The sequence below is a fragment of the Ensifer sp. ENS08 genome, from assembly GCF_014852195.1.
In the GTDB taxonomy this organism is placed as follows: Bacteria; Pseudomonadota; Alphaproteobacteria; order Rhizobiales; family Rhizobiaceae; genus Ensifer; species Ensifer adhaerens.
Genome location: NZ_JACVBF010000021.1, coordinates 109,918 through 126,514, shown reverse-complemented (window position 1 = coordinate 126,514; position 16,597 = coordinate 109,918). Strand labels below are relative to the sequence as shown.

The 16,597-nt window shown below is 64.1% G+C and carries 13 protein-coding genes; 3 read left to right on the top strand and 10 right to left on the bottom strand.

Annotated elements, in window-relative coordinates; genetic code table 11:
• Positions 1–52: 52 nt before the first annotated feature.
• From IB272_RS30755 to IB272_RS30740, 4 genes are all read right to left on the bottom strand, one after another.
• Positions 53–1,729, bottom strand: a complete 1,677-nt coding sequence (locus IB272_RS30755) for an EAL domain-containing protein (protein ID WP_060606168.1) — start codon at positions 1,727–1,729, stop codon at positions 53–55.
• 530 nt (positions 1,730–2,259) lie between these two features.
• Complete coding sequence (ade, locus tag IB272_RS30750) at positions 2,260–4,056, bottom strand: adenine deaminase (RefSeq protein ID WP_113135498.1); 1,797 nt, start codon at positions 4,054–4,056, stop codon at positions 2,260–2,262.
• Between the two features lie 67 nt (positions 4,057–4,123).
• Positions 4,124–5,524 carry an NCS2 family permease gene (locus tag IB272_RS30745; RefSeq protein WP_089043654.1) on the bottom strand — a complete coding sequence of 467 codons (1,401 nt, stop codon included), beginning with the start codon at positions 5,522–5,524 and terminating at the stop codon, positions 4,124–4,126.
• 59 nt (positions 5,525–5,583) lie between these two features.
• On the bottom strand, positions 5,584–7,383 hold the full coding sequence (locus tag IB272_RS30740; protein ID WP_060606174.1) for an adenine deaminase: 1,800 nt from the start codon (positions 7,381–7,383) through the stop codon (positions 5,584–5,586).
• Positions 7,384–7,494: 111 nt separating this feature from the next.
• Here IB272_RS30740 and IB272_RS30735 point away from each other — a divergent pair, with 111 nt between their 5' ends.
• Positions 7,495–8,436 (top strand): LysR family transcriptional regulator, encoded by a 942-nt coding sequence (locus IB272_RS30735; RefSeq protein ID WP_060606177.1) that lies wholly within the window; start codon positions 7,495–7,497, stop codon positions 8,434–8,436.
• 44 nt (positions 8,437–8,480) lie between these two features.
• On the opposite strand, the gene IB272_RS30730 is transcribed toward IB272_RS30735, so the two are convergent.
• From IB272_RS30730 to IB272_RS30705, 6 genes are all read right to left on the bottom strand, one after another.
• Positions 8,481–9,443 carry a pyridoxal-phosphate dependent enzyme gene (locus tag IB272_RS30730; protein WP_060606180.1) on the bottom strand — a complete coding sequence of 321 codons (963 nt, stop codon included), beginning with the start codon at positions 9,441–9,443 and terminating at the stop codon, positions 8,481–8,483.
• Complete coding sequence (locus IB272_RS30725) at positions 9,440–10,417, bottom strand: hypothetical protein (protein ID WP_060606183.1); 978 nt, start codon at positions 10,415–10,417, stop codon at positions 9,440–9,442. The genes IB272_RS30730 and IB272_RS30725 overlap by 4 nt, the downstream gene beginning before the upstream one ends.
• Positions 10,414–11,025 carry a PAS domain-containing protein gene (locus tag IB272_RS30720; RefSeq protein ID WP_083523682.1) on the bottom strand — a complete coding sequence of 204 codons (612 nt, stop codon included), beginning with the start codon at positions 11,023–11,025 and terminating at the stop codon, positions 10,414–10,416. Before IB272_RS30720 ends, IB272_RS30725 begins: the two co-directional genes overlap by 4 nt.
• 156 nt (positions 11,026–11,181) lie before the next feature.
• Entirely contained in the window at positions 11,182–12,687 is a 1,506-nt protein-coding gene (locus IB272_RS30715) for a tripartite tricarboxylate transporter permease (protein WP_060529152.1), read from the bottom strand.
• Positions 12,688–12,711: 24 nt separating this feature from the next.
• Entirely contained in the window at positions 12,712–13,170 is a 459-nt protein-coding gene (locus IB272_RS30710; protein WP_113135499.1) for a tripartite tricarboxylate transporter TctB family protein, read from the bottom strand.
• A gap of 127 nt (positions 13,171–13,297) precedes the next feature.
• Positions 13,298–14,269 carry a tripartite tricarboxylate transporter substrate-binding protein gene (locus IB272_RS30705; protein ID WP_034790224.1) on the bottom strand — a complete coding sequence of 324 codons (972 nt, stop codon included), beginning with the start codon at positions 14,267–14,269 and terminating at the stop codon, positions 13,298–13,300.
• Between the two features lie 281 nt (positions 14,270–14,550).
• On the opposite strand from IB272_RS30705, the gene IB272_RS30700 reads away from it, so the two are divergent.
• Together IB272_RS30700 and IB272_RS30695 are read left to right on the top strand one after the other, a co-directional pair.
• The gene (locus IB272_RS30700; RefSeq protein WP_034790222.1) at positions 14,551–15,225 is read left to right on the top strand and encodes a response regulator transcription factor; all 675 of its coding nucleotides are present in this window, start codon (positions 14,551–14,553) and stop codon (positions 15,223–15,225) included.
• Positions 15,212–16,597, top strand: a complete 1,386-nt coding sequence (locus IB272_RS30695) for a sensor histidine kinase (RefSeq protein WP_060606194.1) — start codon at positions 15,212–15,214, stop codon at positions 16,595–16,597. Before IB272_RS30700 ends, IB272_RS30695 begins: the two co-directional genes overlap by 14 nt.

Sequence of the window (16,597 nt, the reverse complement as noted above, 5' to 3'; positions counted from 1 at the left end):
AACCCAGGTATTGCCTCGCGCCATATCGGGCGCAACGCACAGATGCGGGGGGCTACAGCGTCGCCATTGCCGATGAGCGGCGAAGATAGGCGCCGATCGCGTCCGCCGGCATGGGCATGCCCAGGAAATAACCCTGCAGACGGTCGCAACCCTCTTTTCGAAGCCAGACGGCCTGCCCGATCGTCTCGACGCCCTCGGCGGTCACGCGCATGCCGAGACCGTGGGCAAGGGCGATGATCGAGCGGACGATCGTCTGGCTCTTTTCGTCGCTCTCCAGATCCTTGATGAAATAGCGGTCGATCTTGATCGTATCGAAGGGGAAGTTCTTGAGGTAGCTGAGCGACGAATAGAAAGTGCCGAAATCGTCGAGCGAGATCTGGATGCCGAGCACGTTGAGGGTGTTCAGCGTGTCGAGATTGTTGGTCGTGCGTTCAAGCAGCACCGATTCGGTAACTTCCAGCTCCAGCCGGTCGGCCCTCAGGCCCGCCATGTCGAGCGCCTGGGCGATTCGGTCCGTCAGGCCCTCGCGCAGGAACTCCGCCGGCGACAGGTTGACGGCGACGGTGAAATGCGACGGCCAGGTGGCAGCCTGCCGGCAGGCCTCCTCCAGCACCCATTGGCCGATCTCGTTCATCAGGCCGTCGGCTTCCGCCATCGGGATGAAGACGTTGGGCGGGATCGTGCCGACCAGCGGATGATGCCAGCGCACCAGCGCCTCGAAGCCGACGATCGAAAATGGCGGCTCGACGAGCGGCTGGTATTCGATTGAAAACTGCTTGTCCTGCAGCGCGGTGCGCAGACTGCGGCGCAGCATCTCGCGCTGTTCCAGCACGATCAGCATGGAACGGCTGAAGGTCTTTGCCCGGCCTCGTCCATCCTTCTTGGCGGCATAGAGCGCAATGTCCGCCGCCTTCATCAGTTGCTCGATGTCGTTTCCGTCGTTCGGCGCAATGGCAATGCCGATGCTGGCGCCGACGAAGACGGAGATGCCGTCGATCGTGAAAGGTTCGCTGAACGCCTCGATCAGTGCCTCGGCGAGATACTCGGCGTCCGCCGGCTGGTCGCTTTGACGCTGGATGACGGCGAATTCGTCGCCGGCCAGGCGATAGGCGACTTCGCCGTCGCGAAGGGCGCCGCGAATGCGCTCGGCCGCCATCTTGAGGACGGCGTCGCCGGCGCCGTGGCCGAGTGTGTCGTTGACCGGCTTGAAATCATCGAGGTCGATCTGCATCAGCGCCAGCTTCTCGCCGGATGTCGGCAGGATGCTCTGCAGGTCGTCGCTGAACTGCCGTCGGTTGGGCAGGCCCGTCAGCACGTCGTGGGTCGCCTGGTGCAACAGCAGCGCACGTTCGCTTTCGCCATGGCTGCCGATCTCGCGGCGGGTCGCGCGGCCGCTCGTTTCGAGCACGCCGATGCCGCGCATGGCGCGAAAGACGAGCAGCGTGCGCCGCGACTTGGTGGCGGCGTCGACCACCTCGACGCTGCGCGGCACGCCGTAAGCGATGACGGATTCCACCGCCGCCTTGGAAACGGGCGCAAGCAATTCGGGATAGAGATGCCACAGTGTGGCATCGACAAGCGTGCCGACTTCGTAGGTTTCCTGCAGCGCCGGCGAGGCGCTGGTCAGATGAAAGGCCTCGTCATAGAACGAGAGAACCTCGTCCATATGAGCCGCAACGGGATCCTGCACTGAAGCTGAAGCAGACAAGGTTGCATCAGTGTCCGGCATGCTTGCCTTTCCCTCTCTGTTTCGAACGCGCCGGAAGAATATAAAAGCCCGCTCCAGCGGCGCTCCGGTTCGGCTCGTCCTTCTGCAAAGCTACCGCGTCGCCCGCCCGGGTCAATGCCAATAGGCTGCCTGCGATCTTACCTGTGGAAACCTCGCTTCGGAGCATGGCGAGCGCTGCTCGATATTCTTTGCCCCACACGGTTGTATATAAGCTTCCTCTTGTATCATTTGCCATCATTGCATGCAATTTGGGGCGGAACAGCTGTGGGCGTTTCGGCTCCGCCTACACGCATGTCCCATTGTGGGACGCCATATCAGCAGGGGTTTCGGGCGTCTACTGCGGCCGGTCGCGGTTAAGCAAACGGCAGATACGCCTGGGCAACGGGGCCGTTGGGCTCCGCTTAAGTATCGGTTAACCATAAAGGAAGTTTTCAGGGGATTATGTGGCTTGACCCATCCCGCGATCACCCGGAATTAAGAACCACGGGCGGGTTGGCCACCGGGTTGCCGGTGGCCAATCGCTATTAAGCTCAGTGCGTGCTCAGAATCACGTCGGTCTTCTGGAAGGTCCGGACGTCGATCAGGCCCTTGTCGGAAATTCGCAGTTCCGGAATGACGACGAGCGCCAGCAGCGAGTGCTGCATATAGGCGTTGTTCAGCCGGCAGCCACAGGCGCGCATGGCCTCGACGATGGCGGCCGCTTTCTCGGCGACGATCTCCGCTCGCTGATCCGACATCAGGCCGGCGACGGGCAGCTCGACCAGGGCCAGTTCGCGGCCTTCCTTGATGACGACGATGCCGCCGCCGACCTCGTGCAGGCGGTTGGCGGCCTTGGCCATGTCCGCCTTGTTCGTGCCGACCACGATCATATGGTGGCTGTCATGGGCGACCGTGCTCGCCATGGCGCAATCGCTGTCATAGCCGAAGCCGGAGACGAAGGCGTTGACCACGTCGCCGGTGCCGCGGTGGCGCTCGACGAGCGCGATCTGGCAGACGTCGTTGGCCCGGTCCATCTGCACGAGGCCGTTCTCGATCGCCACCTCGGCCTGAAGCGCCCGCGTCGGCGCCTGGTTTTCGACGACGCCGATGACGTTGACCCGCGCGCGCGTCGCCCGTGCGTTGGATGGGATGTCGAAATCCGCTGCGGCCAGTAACCGGCCAAGGTGGACGGTGTTGTGGGCGCTTTCCGGGTAGACATAGACCGGGATATCGCGCGCGAGTGTGCCGTTCTCGGCCATCAGCTCGCCGCGGGCAAAGACCATTTCGATCGGCAGCGCGGCGAGGTCCGAGGTGACGATCAGGTCTGCCCGGCGACCCGGTGCGATCGAGCCGATTTCGCGCTCCAGGCCGAAATGCTGGGCGGTGTTGAGCGTCGCCATCTGGATCGCGGTCACGGGTTTCAGACCTTGAGCGATGGCATGGCGCACGACGCGGTTCATGTGTCCGTCGTGCACCAGCGTGCCGGAGTGGCTATCGTCGGTGCAGAGCAGGAAGTTGCGCGGGTCGAGGCCGGATTCGGTGACGGCCTTGATCTGCGCGGCAACGTCGTACCAGGCGGAGCCGAGGCGCAACATGGCGCGCATGCCCTGGCGCACACGGGCGATCGCGTCGTCGACCGTCGTGCCTTCATGGTCGTCGGCCGGTCCGCCGGCGGCATAGGCGTGGAACTCGCGGCCGAGATGCGGCGAGGCATAGTGCCCGCCGACGGTCAGCCGCGCATCCTGGGTGGCGGCGATCTCGGCAATCATCTTCGGATCGTTTCCGGCAACGCCGGGGAAATTCATCATCTCGCCGAGACCGATGACGTTCGGCCAGGCAAGCGCCTCGGCGACATCCTGTGCTGAAAGCTCGGCGCCGGCAGTTTCAAGACCCGGGGCGCTCGGCACGCAGCTCGGTACCTGGACCAACACGTTGATCGGCAGACTCTGGGCTTCTTCGTTCATCAGCCGGACGCCGTCGAGGCCGAGCACATTGGCGATCTCGTGCGGGTCGATGAACATGGTGGTGGTGCCGTGCGGAATGACCGCGCGGGCAAATTCGGTAACGGTGACGAGGCCGCTCTCCACATGCATGTGCGCGTCGCAGAGGCCGGGAACAAGATAGCGCCCGGCGGCGTCGACGACCTTGGTGCCTTCGCCGATCGTGTGGCTGGCATCCGGACCGACATAGGCGAAGCGGCCGGCTTTGACGGCGATATCGGTGCCGGGGATGATTTCGCCGGAGTAGACGTTGACCCATTTGCCGTTGCGGATCACGAGATCGGCGGGCTTGCGGCCCATGGCGACGTCGACCAGTTCGGGTGCGGTCTTCGACCAGGATTGAAGCATGACTGTTTCCTTCGGATGGGCGATGTCGGCGCCCTTGCATTAAGGGCGCCGTCGGATTTTCTGGCGGTTACTGGGTCTGGGCGACGAGCGCTGCGGCGAGCAGTGCCACGAACCACATGACCGGTCTTACATCGCCAGCCCGGCCGCAGACCAGCTTGATCAGCACATAGGCGATGATCGCGAGCGACAGGCCGAGCGTGATCGAGAAGGTGAGCGGGATCAATACGATCGCAAGGAAGGCCGGGATCGCCTCGTCGAGCGCGCTCCAGCGGATGTTGCTGATAGGCTCGGACATGAAGAGGCCGGTGAGGATCAGCACCGGGGCGGTCGCAACCGCCGGCACCAGAGAAAGCAGCGGCGACAAAAACAGGAAGGGCACGAAGAGCAGACCCGCGACCAGCGCGACGAGACCGGTGCGTCCACCCTGCTGGATGCCGGCGCCGGATTCGAGATAGACGGTCGCCGGGCTGGTGCCGAGCGGTGCGGAAATCAGTGCCGCGATGGCGTCGACATGCATCGATTCCCGGATGTTGCGCGGCATGCCGTTTTCATCCTTGAGGTCTGCCGCTTCCGCGAGGCCAAGGAAGGTCGAGAGCGCCTCGATGAAGTTGGTGAACAGGAAGACAAAGATGAAGGGCAGGTAGATCAGGTTCAGCGCGCCCAGGAGATCGATCTGGCCGACGAAGCTGAAATCCGGTGCAGCGGAGAAACCGCTCCAGTTGACCAGCGTGTGCACATCCGGCGTCTCCGGCCAAAACGCGCTGCCGTCGCCCCACCAGCGACCGATCGGGATCGAGAGAATAGTGGTGAGGATCATGCCGGCCATCATCGCGCCCGGAACCCGCCGCACCACCAGCGCCACCGTGAGCACGAAGCCGGCGATGAAGGTGAGGGTGACCGGGTTGAACTGCGTGAGACCAACGATCGTGTCGGGGTTGGCGACGATGAACTTGGCGTTTTCCAGGCCGATCAGCGCGATGAAGAGGCCGATACCGCAGGCGATGCCATAGCGCAGATCGACAGGGATCGCCTCGATGATCGTCTGGCGCAGATTGAAGAACGCCATGACGGTAAAGAGCACGCCGGCCCAGAAGACGCAGCCAAGCGCGACCTCGAGCGGCACCTTGGCGCCGACCACCATGGTGTAGGCAAAGAGCGCGTTGATGCCCATGCCCGGCGCCACCAGAATGGGGCTACGCGCATAGAGCCCCATGGCGCAGCTGCCGATGAAGCTGACGAGCACCGTCGCCGTCACGCCGGCCGAAAATGGAATGCCGGCATGCGCCAGGATCGAGGGATTGACGACGATGACGTAGGAGGCGGCGAGGAAGGTGGTGAGTCCTGCGAGGATCTCGGTGCGGATGGTCGAGCCGAGCCGCGAAATCTGGAAGTAGCGGTCGAGCAGCGCTGCGAGCCAGGATGTCTCCGGGCTTGGTGCCGCCTCCACGGACTTGTTCTGATAGTTCATCTTGTTCCCCTTTTTTGAACGAAGAAGGGGGCCGGCATGACCGGCCCCCTTCCAAGGCATCATTCCGCAGCGACGGCGCGCTCGTCCCCGCCGGCGGGCGAAAACGGCGAGATCACCTTCAGCCCGACGCAGTCGACGACACCGAGATCGGTGATCGCATATTCCGGGATCGCCGTGATCTGCAACACGAACATGTACATGAAGGGCCAGGGCAGCGGGCAGCCGAGGGCGCGGGCCGCGTCGTCGAGCTGGTCTTCCAGCGCTGCCATCTCGGCCGGCTCGATGTCGGAAACGATGCCGCCGATCGGCAGGTGCAGGAAGGCCTCGACCTTGCCGTTCCTGACCACGACCTGGCCACCATGGTTGGCGATCAGGTGGTTGATGGCGATACGCATATCCTCGAGATCGGCGCCGATGCAGATGATGTTGTTGTCATCGGGCGCAGTGGAGCTGGCGATCGCGCCTTGCTTGAGGCCGAAGCCCGACGCAAAGGCGACCGGACGGTTGCTCGTCTTGCCGTAGCGTTCGACGACGGTGACGTATTGCACGTCCCGTGCGGGATCTGCGAGCACCTGGCCGTCCTTGACCGCAAGCGTCACGTCGCGGCGAGTGCGCACGAAGATCTTTTCCGGGGTGACGGCGATCGCCATGGCGTCTGCCGTCTCGCCGGCGCCGTGATAGGCGACCTTGAGATCGCCGGGCTGAAGCGGCGCGACCTTCACCGAGTTCAGAAGTGCGACGCTGCGCTGCGGCGGGATCAGTTCGATCGCCATCTTGCCGTTGCGGGCGACGACTTCACCCTTGGCGACGACGGTTTCGATGGTGAAGTTGCGCAGGTCGTCGACGAGCAGGATGTCGGCCGCGCGGCCGGGCGAGATCGAGCCGACCTTGTCGTCGATGCGGAGCGCATCGGCGCCGTTGATCGTCGCCATCTGGATCGCCGCCATCGGCGAAATGCCCATGGCGATCGCCATGCGCACCATGTTGTCGAGATGGCCGCGCTTGAGGATGTCGCTTGCTACCACGTCATCGGTGCAGAAGCTGATGCGGCGCAGCGCCTTAACGCCCATTTCCGTGACGATGCGCAGGTTGTCGGCGAGGAAGTGCGAGATCGAGGATTCTCGTACAACGACATGCATGCCGGCGCGCAGCTTTTCGAGCATTTCTTCCGGCGTGTAGCTCTCGTGGTCGGCGCGAACGCCGGACTGCTGGTAGCCGTTGAGCCGCGCGCCACGGGTCATCGGGCAGCAGCCGAGAACCGGCAGGCGGCTCTTTTCGGCGAGTTCGAGCGCCGCGAGCACGTCGGCGTCCTCCTCCTGGATGAACTCGCGCACGGTTTCCCATATGCCGACGCATTCCGGCCAGTGGTGCGTCGCCTGGTGGTCGGCCGGGCTGAAATAGTGGCCGACGGTCGAGCGCGGCATGGTGTAGGGCGTCTTGCACGGCGCGCCCCAGAAGACCTTGAGTGGCGTCTGTTTTGCCTCGTCGAGGAACTCGCGCGCCGCGGCCGGGCCGCCGACGACGATGATCTGGTCGAGGCCGGTGACGATCGAGGTGGTGCCGAGCGGCACGACGGCCTTGGCAAAGCTCGTCAGCGACATCTTCGAGCATTCGACATGCAGATGCCCGTCGATCATGCCGGGTGCCAGGTATTTGCCGGTGGCATCGACGATCCTGGTCTCTGGCCCGATATAGTCGGTGATGTCGCCGACGGCGATGATGCGTTCGCCATAGATCGCGACGTCGGCCTGATAGATCTCTTCCGAAACGACGTTGACCAGGCGACCGCCGCGGATCGCCAACGTTGCCTTGCCGCCGGTGCCGGATGCGGCGCGAATGAATTCTCTGATATCGCTCACTGGAACCTCTTCTCCCTTAGCTCCAGTGAATATTCCCAATTCCCAGTCGTTTACACAATGGGCCGAAATAGGCTATCCTCTGGACATATCGTGCAAGATTTTGGACGAAATATGGATCTTTCGCTCATAGACTGTTTCGTGAAAGTTGCGGATTCCCGTTCGATTTCAGCGGCTTCCAGGCGCCATCGCCTGCCGAAATCAACACTCAGCCACAAGATCCGGCAATTGGAGGATGAGTTCGGCATCGAGCTCTTCGTGCGCGAGGGTCATCAGTTGCATGTGACCGACGCGGGCGCGGAGTTCCTGCGCTACGCCCGGCTCATTCAGTCGAATTGCGACGATGCGGCAACGGCGATGGCGGAGATGCGCCAGGAGGTGGCGGGCACCCTGCGCGTGGGCTCGACCGGCGAGTTCGGCACGACGATCACCTCGGAACTGCTCTATGCCTTTCGCCAGCAATATCCGCAGGTCAATCTCGACGTTGTGTTCCTGTCCTCGCGCCAGCCATTCTCCGACGTCACCGAACAGGCGCTCGACGGTATCTTCCATTGGGGCGAGCCGTCCGATGTCGACTACATCAGCCGCAGACTTTCGGTCTCGTCTTATGGCCTCTTCGCCAGCCCGCAATACATCGCCCGCCATGGCCAGCCGGATAATCCGGATGCGCTTGCCGGCCACCGCGGCCTCGTCTTCCGCCAGCCGACGCGGCTGCAGTCCTGGTATCTGACACAGCCAGGCGAAGACGAGGTGGACCTGCTGCCGACGGCGACCTGCACAACCAACGACTACTGGACGATCAAGTATTTCGCCGTCGCCGGTGAGGGCATCGCCTATCTGCCCGACTTTTTCGTCGAGACCGAGCGGCAAGCCGGCCTGCTGGAGCCGGTGCTATCGGACTGGCGCTCGCCGCAGACGGCGATCAACCTCATCTATTCGCGCCGCCGGCACGTCTCGAAGCGGTTCAAGGCCTTCGTCGACTTCTGCATCGACTTCTACCGCGACCGGGACCGGGTGAAGATCCCGCGCTACTACGTGGAGCGCGTCAGCCTCTAGAGGCGAGGCGAGGCGAGGCGGGGCAGCGCCATGCAGCGGCGTCTCTAGCCCAGCAACGAAGGCAGCGCGCTGGCGCCGTCGACATTGCCGCCACAAAGCAGGATGACGTTGGTCTGGCCGGTGCACCTCGCCGCGATCTGCCGGAAGCCGGCAAGTGCGAGAGCTGCCGCCCCCTCTACCAGCATATGCTCGTCGAGCAGCAGGTCCCGCATTGCGGCCGCGATCTCTGCTTCCGAGCAGGTCACGACCTCATCGACCACGGCCATCGACAATGGGAGGGTCACGCTGTCTTCGTCGAGACCGCCGGCAACGGCATCGGCGAGCGTTTCGAGGTGTTCGGTTTCGACCACCCGGCCGGCCCTTATCGAGGCCGCAAGCGCTGCCGAATTTGCAGCGGACACGCCGATGACGCGAGTATGCGGGCGGAAACTCTTCAGCACCGAGCCGATGCCGCTGATCAGTCCGCCGCCGCCCATGGCGATGAAGACATTGTCGATGCGTTCGCCTTGCTCAAGGAGTTCAAGTGCGATCGTGCCCTGGCCGGCGATGATTTCCGGGTCGTTGTAGGGCGAGACGTAGCCGAGCTTTTCGGTCGCGGCCAGCTGCTGCGCATGCTGTTCGGCAAGCCCGGTTTCGGAACCGTGAAGGACGACCTCGACGCCGTAGGCGCGGATGCGCTCCAGCTTCGCCGGCTTGACAATCTCGGGCAGCACCACCGTCAGCTTCTGGCCGATCGCGCTTGCCGCATGGGCAGAACCGATGCCGTGATTGCCGGAGGAGGCAGTGATCACCTGCTGGTCCCTTGGCAGCGAGGTCATCTTGCTCGCAGCCCCCCGGATCTTGAAGGAGCCGGTCAGCTGCAGGTTTTCCGCCTTCAACAGTACCGTCGAGGCTGTCTGCGGACCGATCGCGCGCGACGGGATCAGTGGCGTCTCGTAGATGAAGGGGCGGATGCGCTGGCGTGCGCGGACAGCGCGCGCGGCCGTTTCGAAGACGTCTTTGGTCATGCGGTTGTTCCTTGCGAACGGCCGAGCAAGCCGAGTTCATCGAGCACCGTGCGGGCAATGGCGATGTCCTGCGTCGCGATCCCTGTCAGGTCGGCGATGGTGATGTCGTTGTCCGAACGTCGACCTTCGGCCGCACCGGAAAGGACCGCGCCGAGGGCGACACAGCGTTCCTCCTGGATCACCACGGCCCGATCCGCTGCAGAAAATTCCCCGTGGTCCAGGCATTGCTCGGCGAGATCGACAAAGAGGCGGTCGGCGCGGGCAACGAGGGCAGTTTCGAGCTCCTGCTTGCCGGGTGCGTCCGCGCCCATGGCGGTGATATGGGTGCCAGGCCCGATCCAGGCCGATCGGATCAGCGGCTCCTTCGATGGCGTCGTGGTTACGATCGCATCGGACTGGCGGCAGAGCGCTTCGAGATCGGTTGTCGCAGCGATGGGAAGGCCGAGGTCCGCGAGGTCGGCAAGCACGGCGTTCGCCCGTTCCATTGATCGCCCCCAGACCGTGAACCGCAATGGACGATTCGAGAGGGAGGCGAGCGCCCGGATCTGGATGCGCGCCTGCGTGCCGGCGCCGACGATCCCGATCGAGCAGGCGTCCTTGCGCCAGAGCGCCGTGGTCGCGATCGCACCGCCGAGACCGGTGCGAAGATCGGTGAGGAGACCCTTGTCGTCGAGCACGGCCACCACGTCGCCGGTCTCTGCGGAGACCGCAACCATCATGCCGGTGCTCGACGGCAGTCCCTTGGCCGGATTGTCGTAGAAGCCGGAGGCGATCTTCACGACGAAGATCGGATCGCCTTCGATGTAGCCGTATTTGATGTGGCAATCCGCATTCCGACCGGGAAGCGGCAGATAGCCGACCGGCGGCAGATTGGCGCGACCGTCGGTGACGGCGATATAGGCGTCGCGGATGGCCGGTGCCGCGAGCGTCAGCAACGGCAGCTCGGCCAGCCTTTCTCGATCGATGACGATCATGGCGCGCTCCCCTGGCTCAGATATTTGTAGACGGTCGCCCGGCCCATGCCGAGGATGCGCGAGATGTAGGAGGCGGCATTCTTGCCGCCGAAGGCGCCATCAGCAGAAAGGGCGATCACCAGCGCCTGCTTGTCGTTGCGGCTCAGGCTCGAGACTGTCAGCCCGCGCGCCACGGTCCATTGCTGGACATATTCGTTGACGCGCTCGTGCCAGTCTTCCTTGAACAGGCTCTCGGGCTTGTCCGCGTCGACGGGAACGCGGACGAGCGCGTTGAGCGTCCTGAGTGCCGCATGAAAGTCGGAGACATCGGCATTGATGCAGAGCACGCCGATCGCCTTGCCGTCCGCGTTTCGCAGCACGGCGCTGATCGCCTTGATCGAGCGTCCGTCCCAATTGACCTTCTCGTAGGGGCCGATGATCGCTTCGCCTTGGCTGAACCCGATTTCGCTCAGCAGCGAAGCTTCACCGATCTCGCGCTTGGAGAAGTTGCCAGCGATATGGACGACGGTTTCAGTCGCCAGATCGTGCAGCACGACCTCGGCATAGGGCTGGAACAGCAAGGCGATCGCGTCGCAGACCAGGCAATAGGGGCGGAGTTCTGGGGTCACGGCGTTCCTCTTCCTCGATAGCAATCCTTAAATCACGCGTAGACATAAAAGTCTATATTAGATTTATAGTCTGAATGCCGCTCAAAACGACGACAGCGGCGCGCCGCCATGGGCTCGCGCGCCGCTGTCCAAGCAGCCGACAGAGAGAGGGATCAGCTAGCTGGTGGCGGTCTTGACGACCTTCGTCCGCCTCCAGCCGGCGACGAGTGGCATCACGGCCATGGCGCCCGCCAGGATCCAGAGAATGATCGAGATCTTGCTCTGGAACAGGATCGAGATATCGCCGCCGCTGATCGCCAGCGCATTGCGCAGGTTCACCTCCATCACATGGCCGAGCACGAAACCGAGGATGATCGGCGCCATGTCGAAGCCGGCCTTTCGAAGCAGCCAGCCGATGATGCCGATGCCGAGCATCAGGAGGATCGAGAAAACCGAGGCGTGGGTGGAATAGACGCCGACAACCGACAGCACGAGGATGCCCGGAACCAGCAGCCAGTTCGGTACCGTCAAGACGCGGGCGAAGATGTTGACGAGCGGCAGGTTGAGGAGAAGCAAGAGTACGTTGCCGATGAAGAGCGATGCGACGAGACCGCCGACCACTTCCGGCCGCTCGGTAATCAGCATCGGACCCGGCTGGATGTTGTAGAGCATCAATGCGCCGAGCATGACGGCGGTCGTGCCGGAGCCGGGCACGCCGAGCGTCAGCATCGGTACGAAGGCGCCGCAGGCGGTGGCGTTGTTGGCAGCCTCAGGGGCAGTGAGACCTCGTACGTCGCCCTTGCCGAAGGTGCCTTCGCTGTCGGAGATGCGCTTCTCCGTGGTGTAGGAAACGGCGCTCGAAACCGATGCGCCGGTGCCCGGCAACACGCCAACGATGAAGCCGATGACCGAACCACGCAGCGTGGCACCGATCGATTTGCGGATATCGTCGAGGCGGGCGGTCATGCGGCCGAGTTCGCGGATGACCGTGACGCCGCTTGCCTGGTGTTCGAGGATCAGCAGCGCCTCGGATACCGAGAAGAGACCGATGACCAGCACGACGAATTCGATGCCGTCGCCGAGTTCCGGCTCGTTGAAGGTGAAGCGATAGGCGCCGGAGGTGGCGTCGAGCCCGACGGTCGCAAGCATCAGGCCGAGCGTGCAGCCGATCAGCGTCTTTACCGGCTGGCTACCGACCATGGAACCGAGGGTCGCGAAGGCGAACACCATCAGCACGAAGTATTCGGCCGGGCCGAAGCCGATGGCGAGGCCCGCAAGCAGCGGTGCGAACAGCGCCAGCCCGACGGCGCCGAAGACCCCGCCGACGAAGGAGGAGAGGCCGGAGAGCATCAACGCTTCGCCGGCGCGGCCCTGGCGGGCCATCGGGTTGCCGTCGAGCGCCGTCATGACCGCGCCGGCATCGCCCGGCACGTTCAGAAGGATCGAGGAAATGCGGCCGCCATATTCGGCCCCGCAATAGACGGCGGCGAGCAGGATCATGGTGCTTTCGGCCGGCAGGCCCATCGTATAGGCGATCGGGATCAGCAGCGCGATGCCGTTGATCGGCCCGATCGCCGGTAGCGCGCCGACCAGGGTGCCGATGAAGCAGCCTGCAAGACCGATGAGCAGGTTCTGCAGGGTGAGGGCGACGGTAAAACCGTTCCAGAGATAATCGAGATTCATTGAGATCACTCCATAACCGGCGGATCAGCCAAACAGCCGGCCGGCGGGCAGATAGACGTCGAGCAGGTAGGAAAAGACGAACCACCAGAGGGCGGCTTGCCCGACGCCGCCAATCAGCGCGAGACGCAGCGGCGCGCCGAAGATCCAGCCGACGCCGAAGGTCAGCAGGAAGATCGAGGCGGCGAAGCCGGCGGGCTCCAGAAGCAGTGCCGATGCAAGAAGCAGGAGCGGTACTGCAATGATCTTCACGAGAAGCCGCCCCTGCGGAAAGGCTTCGGTCGTTCCGGGGCTTTTCAGGTAGAAGAGGCAAAGCACCGAGAGGGTGATGGCGAGCAGCACCGGCACGACGCGTGGACCGAGCGGGTCCGAGGCGAAGGCATATTCGATCTGGCTGCCGCCGATGCCATAGGCAATCGCCAGCGCGAGCATCAAGAGCCCGCCGACCCTGCCGATGCGGGAGGATGAGGAAGTGGTGTCTGACATGGTTCTGTTCCCGATGTTTACGTCAGGGAACGGGTCTTCAATCCGGCCGGATGAGACGATCGGCAGGGAGCCCGTAAAGTGGTGGCAAACAAGCGGAGCGGGAGACTGTCCCGCTCCACCGTCCGGCTTACATGCCGGCTTCCTTGGCGATGATCTTGAAGCGTGCCACGTCCGCCTTGACCTGCTGGTCGAAGGCGTCGCCCACCTGAGTGTATTCGTAGAGGCCGCGCGCCTCCCGCTCCTTCACGAATTCCGGCGTTGCGGCGAGCTTGGTGAAAGCATCGGCCCACCATTTGTAGTCGGCGTCGGAGACGTCCTTGCCGACGTAGTAGCCGCGCCAGACCGGCCATTCGATGTCGACGCCCTGTTCCCTGGCGGTCGGCACTTCGGCGAGTTCGCCCGGCAGGCGATCGGGCGCCATGACCGCGAGCACGCGGACCTTGCCGGCCGCATGGTGTTTGGACATCTCCGCCGCATCGCCGGCACCGACCTTGACGTGGCCGCCTTCGAGCGCCGTCAGTACCGCGCCGCCGCCTTCAAGCGCGACGTAGCGCATCTGCTTCGGCTCCTGTCCCGCAGCCTTTGCCAAGAGCGAGCCCTTCATCCAGTCCTGCGAGCCGACAGCGCCGCCGCCGGCGACCGAGAAGTCGGTCGGGCTTGCCTTGTAGGCGGCGATCAGCTCGCCGAGGCTCTTGTAGGGGGAATCCGCGGCGACCACGAGCACGCCGTAGTCGGCGCCGAGCGCGCCGAGCCAGCGCACGGCGGTTTCGTCATATTGCCCGAACTTGCCCTGGGCGATCAGGAGCGCCGAGCCGGAGGAAGCAGCGGTGATCAGGTTGCTGTCGGCGCCGCGCTTGCCGATGACGTGGTTATAGGCAACCGCACCGACGCCGCCTTCCATGTAGGTAACGGCCATCGGCTTGCCGATGATCTTGGCTTCGAGCAGCGCATTGGCGGCAAGCCGGCAGGTCAGGTCGAAGCCGCCGCCGGGCTTGGCGCCGGCCAGGCACTCGGGCTTCGACGGCTCCGCACCGGCGGGCGATGCCACGGCGGCGAAAAAGCCGGCCGCCAGAAGGGTCTTCACAAAGGTTCGGGTCATGGTCTCTCTCCCATCCATGAGGTCTTCTTTCAAAGGCGCTATCGCGCGCCTGCCTCCACCGTGACATCCAGGATCCGGACGGCATCGACCCGCGCATCGACGGACCGCGTGGCGGCCGCCTGAAAATGCCTCGGCGATGATTGTCCTCCAGACCCTGGCCGCATCTCCCGTTGTCGCGATCAGGCAGTCCTCTTTCCTCCGCGAACCTGTCACCACGCTGTCACGAAAGCGGTCAGATCCGTCGGGTTGATCGGTGAAATCTTCCGTGTCACTGCTTGCCCATGCGCATCTTTCTGGTGGAGGACACGAGGGATGTCGGGGAGGCAATCAGCCGGCGACTGGAAAAGGTCGGGCACACCGTCGATTGGCAGACGGACGGTCAAGCCGCCGCCGACATACTCGAATTTACCGACTATGATCTCGTGATCCTCGACGTCATGTTGCCGGGGCTCGACGGGTTTGAGATCCTGCGCCATCTGCGCGCCCGGAAAAAGACGACGCCGGTGCTGGTGCTGACGGCGCGTTCTGAAATCGAGGACCGGGTCGGCGCGCTGGACCTTGGCGCCGACGACTATCTCGTCAAGCCGTTCGATTTCCGCGAGCTCGAAGCGCGCACGCGCGTGCTCCTGCGCCGCCGCCAGGGCGACCCGACCAACCTCATCGAGTGCGGCGATCTGGTGCTCGACCGCAACAGCCGCTCCGTGCGGGTCGGCAACCGCGAGGTCCAGCTCAAGCGGCGCGAGATCACGCTTCTCGAAGTGCTGGCCGCCCGGCCGGGCCGGGTTTTCAGCAAGGACGAACTGCTCGATCGGCTCTTCGGTTTCGACGAAAACGTCAACCCCAACGCCGTCGAACTCTATGTCGGAAGGCTGCGCAAGAAGATCGAGGGCTCGTCGGTGCGCATCGTCACCATCCGCGGTCTCGGCTATCAACTGGTGGCCGATGAAGCGGCGTGAAACCTCGCTCTTCTGGCGGCTCGTGCTGCGCGTGGCGCTGGTGCTTTGTGGTGGTGCGACGCTGCTTTCCGCCGCCGCCTGGTACTATGCCCGCGCGGCCGCCGACGATGCCTATGACCGGCTGCTCCTCGGGGCGGCGATCCAGATCACTGCGAACATGACCGTGGACGCGGGCAATCTGGGCGTGACCCTGCCGTCGTCGGCCTTCGAGTTGCTTGGCCTTGCCGAGCGCGACCGCATTTTCTATCGCGTGGTTGGCCCCGACGGCCGAACCTTGACCGGCTACGACGATCTCGACACCGGCGTCGACGTCACCGCGGCGCGGGCCGGCCCGGTGTTCCTGACGACGGAATATCGCAACGTGCCGGTCCGCGTGGCCGTGGTCTCGCGGGCGCTTTCGGATCCGTCCTTTTCTGGCTGGGCCTATGTGGTCATGGCGCAGACGACCGAAGCGCGGCGCGGGCTTGCCGGGGAATTGACGACCCGCGCAATGATCCTCGTCGGCATCATGAGCCTGCTTGCGCTTGCCGGTACCGTGCTTGCCATCCGCTATTCGCTGCTGCCGGTCGACGCGCTCGCAGCGACGCTGCGTGCCCGCGATCCGCAGGATCTGACCCCCGTCGAGGCCGACATGCCCAGGGAGCTCAAGCCTTTCGTTGGGTCGATCAATCACTTCATGGGCCGCCTCGACGAGCGCGTCACCTTGCTTCAGCGCTTCATCGCCGATGCGGCGCATCAGATACGCACGCCGCTGACGGCCCTTTCGGCACAGGTCGACATGCTCGAAGACGACGACCTCGACGTCAACCGCAAGCGGCATCTCGGGCGCGTGCGGGACCGCGTCAGCCAGCTGGCGCGCCTCACCAACCAGTTGCTCAGCCATGCCATGGTCATCCACCGGTCCGATTCCGTGCGCTTCAAGCCCGTCGACCTTGGCGATATCGCCCGGAAGGCTTTCCGCTCGACGGTGCCGATTACAGTCGACCCGGACGTCGTCGTTTCCTTCGAGGACAGTGCCGAGCCGGTCTTCGTGCGCGGCGATGCGGTGAGCCTGCGTGAGGCGATAGCCAATATCATCGACAACGCGCTGCAGCATGGTGTCGAGCAACGGCTGGCCGTGCGCGTGAGGCGCGAGGATGACCGGGCCCTGGTGGAGGTCGCCGACGACGGTCCCGGCATTCCGCCAGCAGAATGGGCGGCGGTCACGACGCGGTTCGTCAGTTCCAAGACGGGAGAGGGAAGCATGGGGCTCGGCTTTGCAATCGCGGCGGAGGTGGCGGTGGCGCATCGCGGCACAGTTCGGTTTCTGGAGAAAGGCGCGCGCGACTTCACCGTCATTCTCGATGTTCCCCTTTATCGGGAGGGAACATGA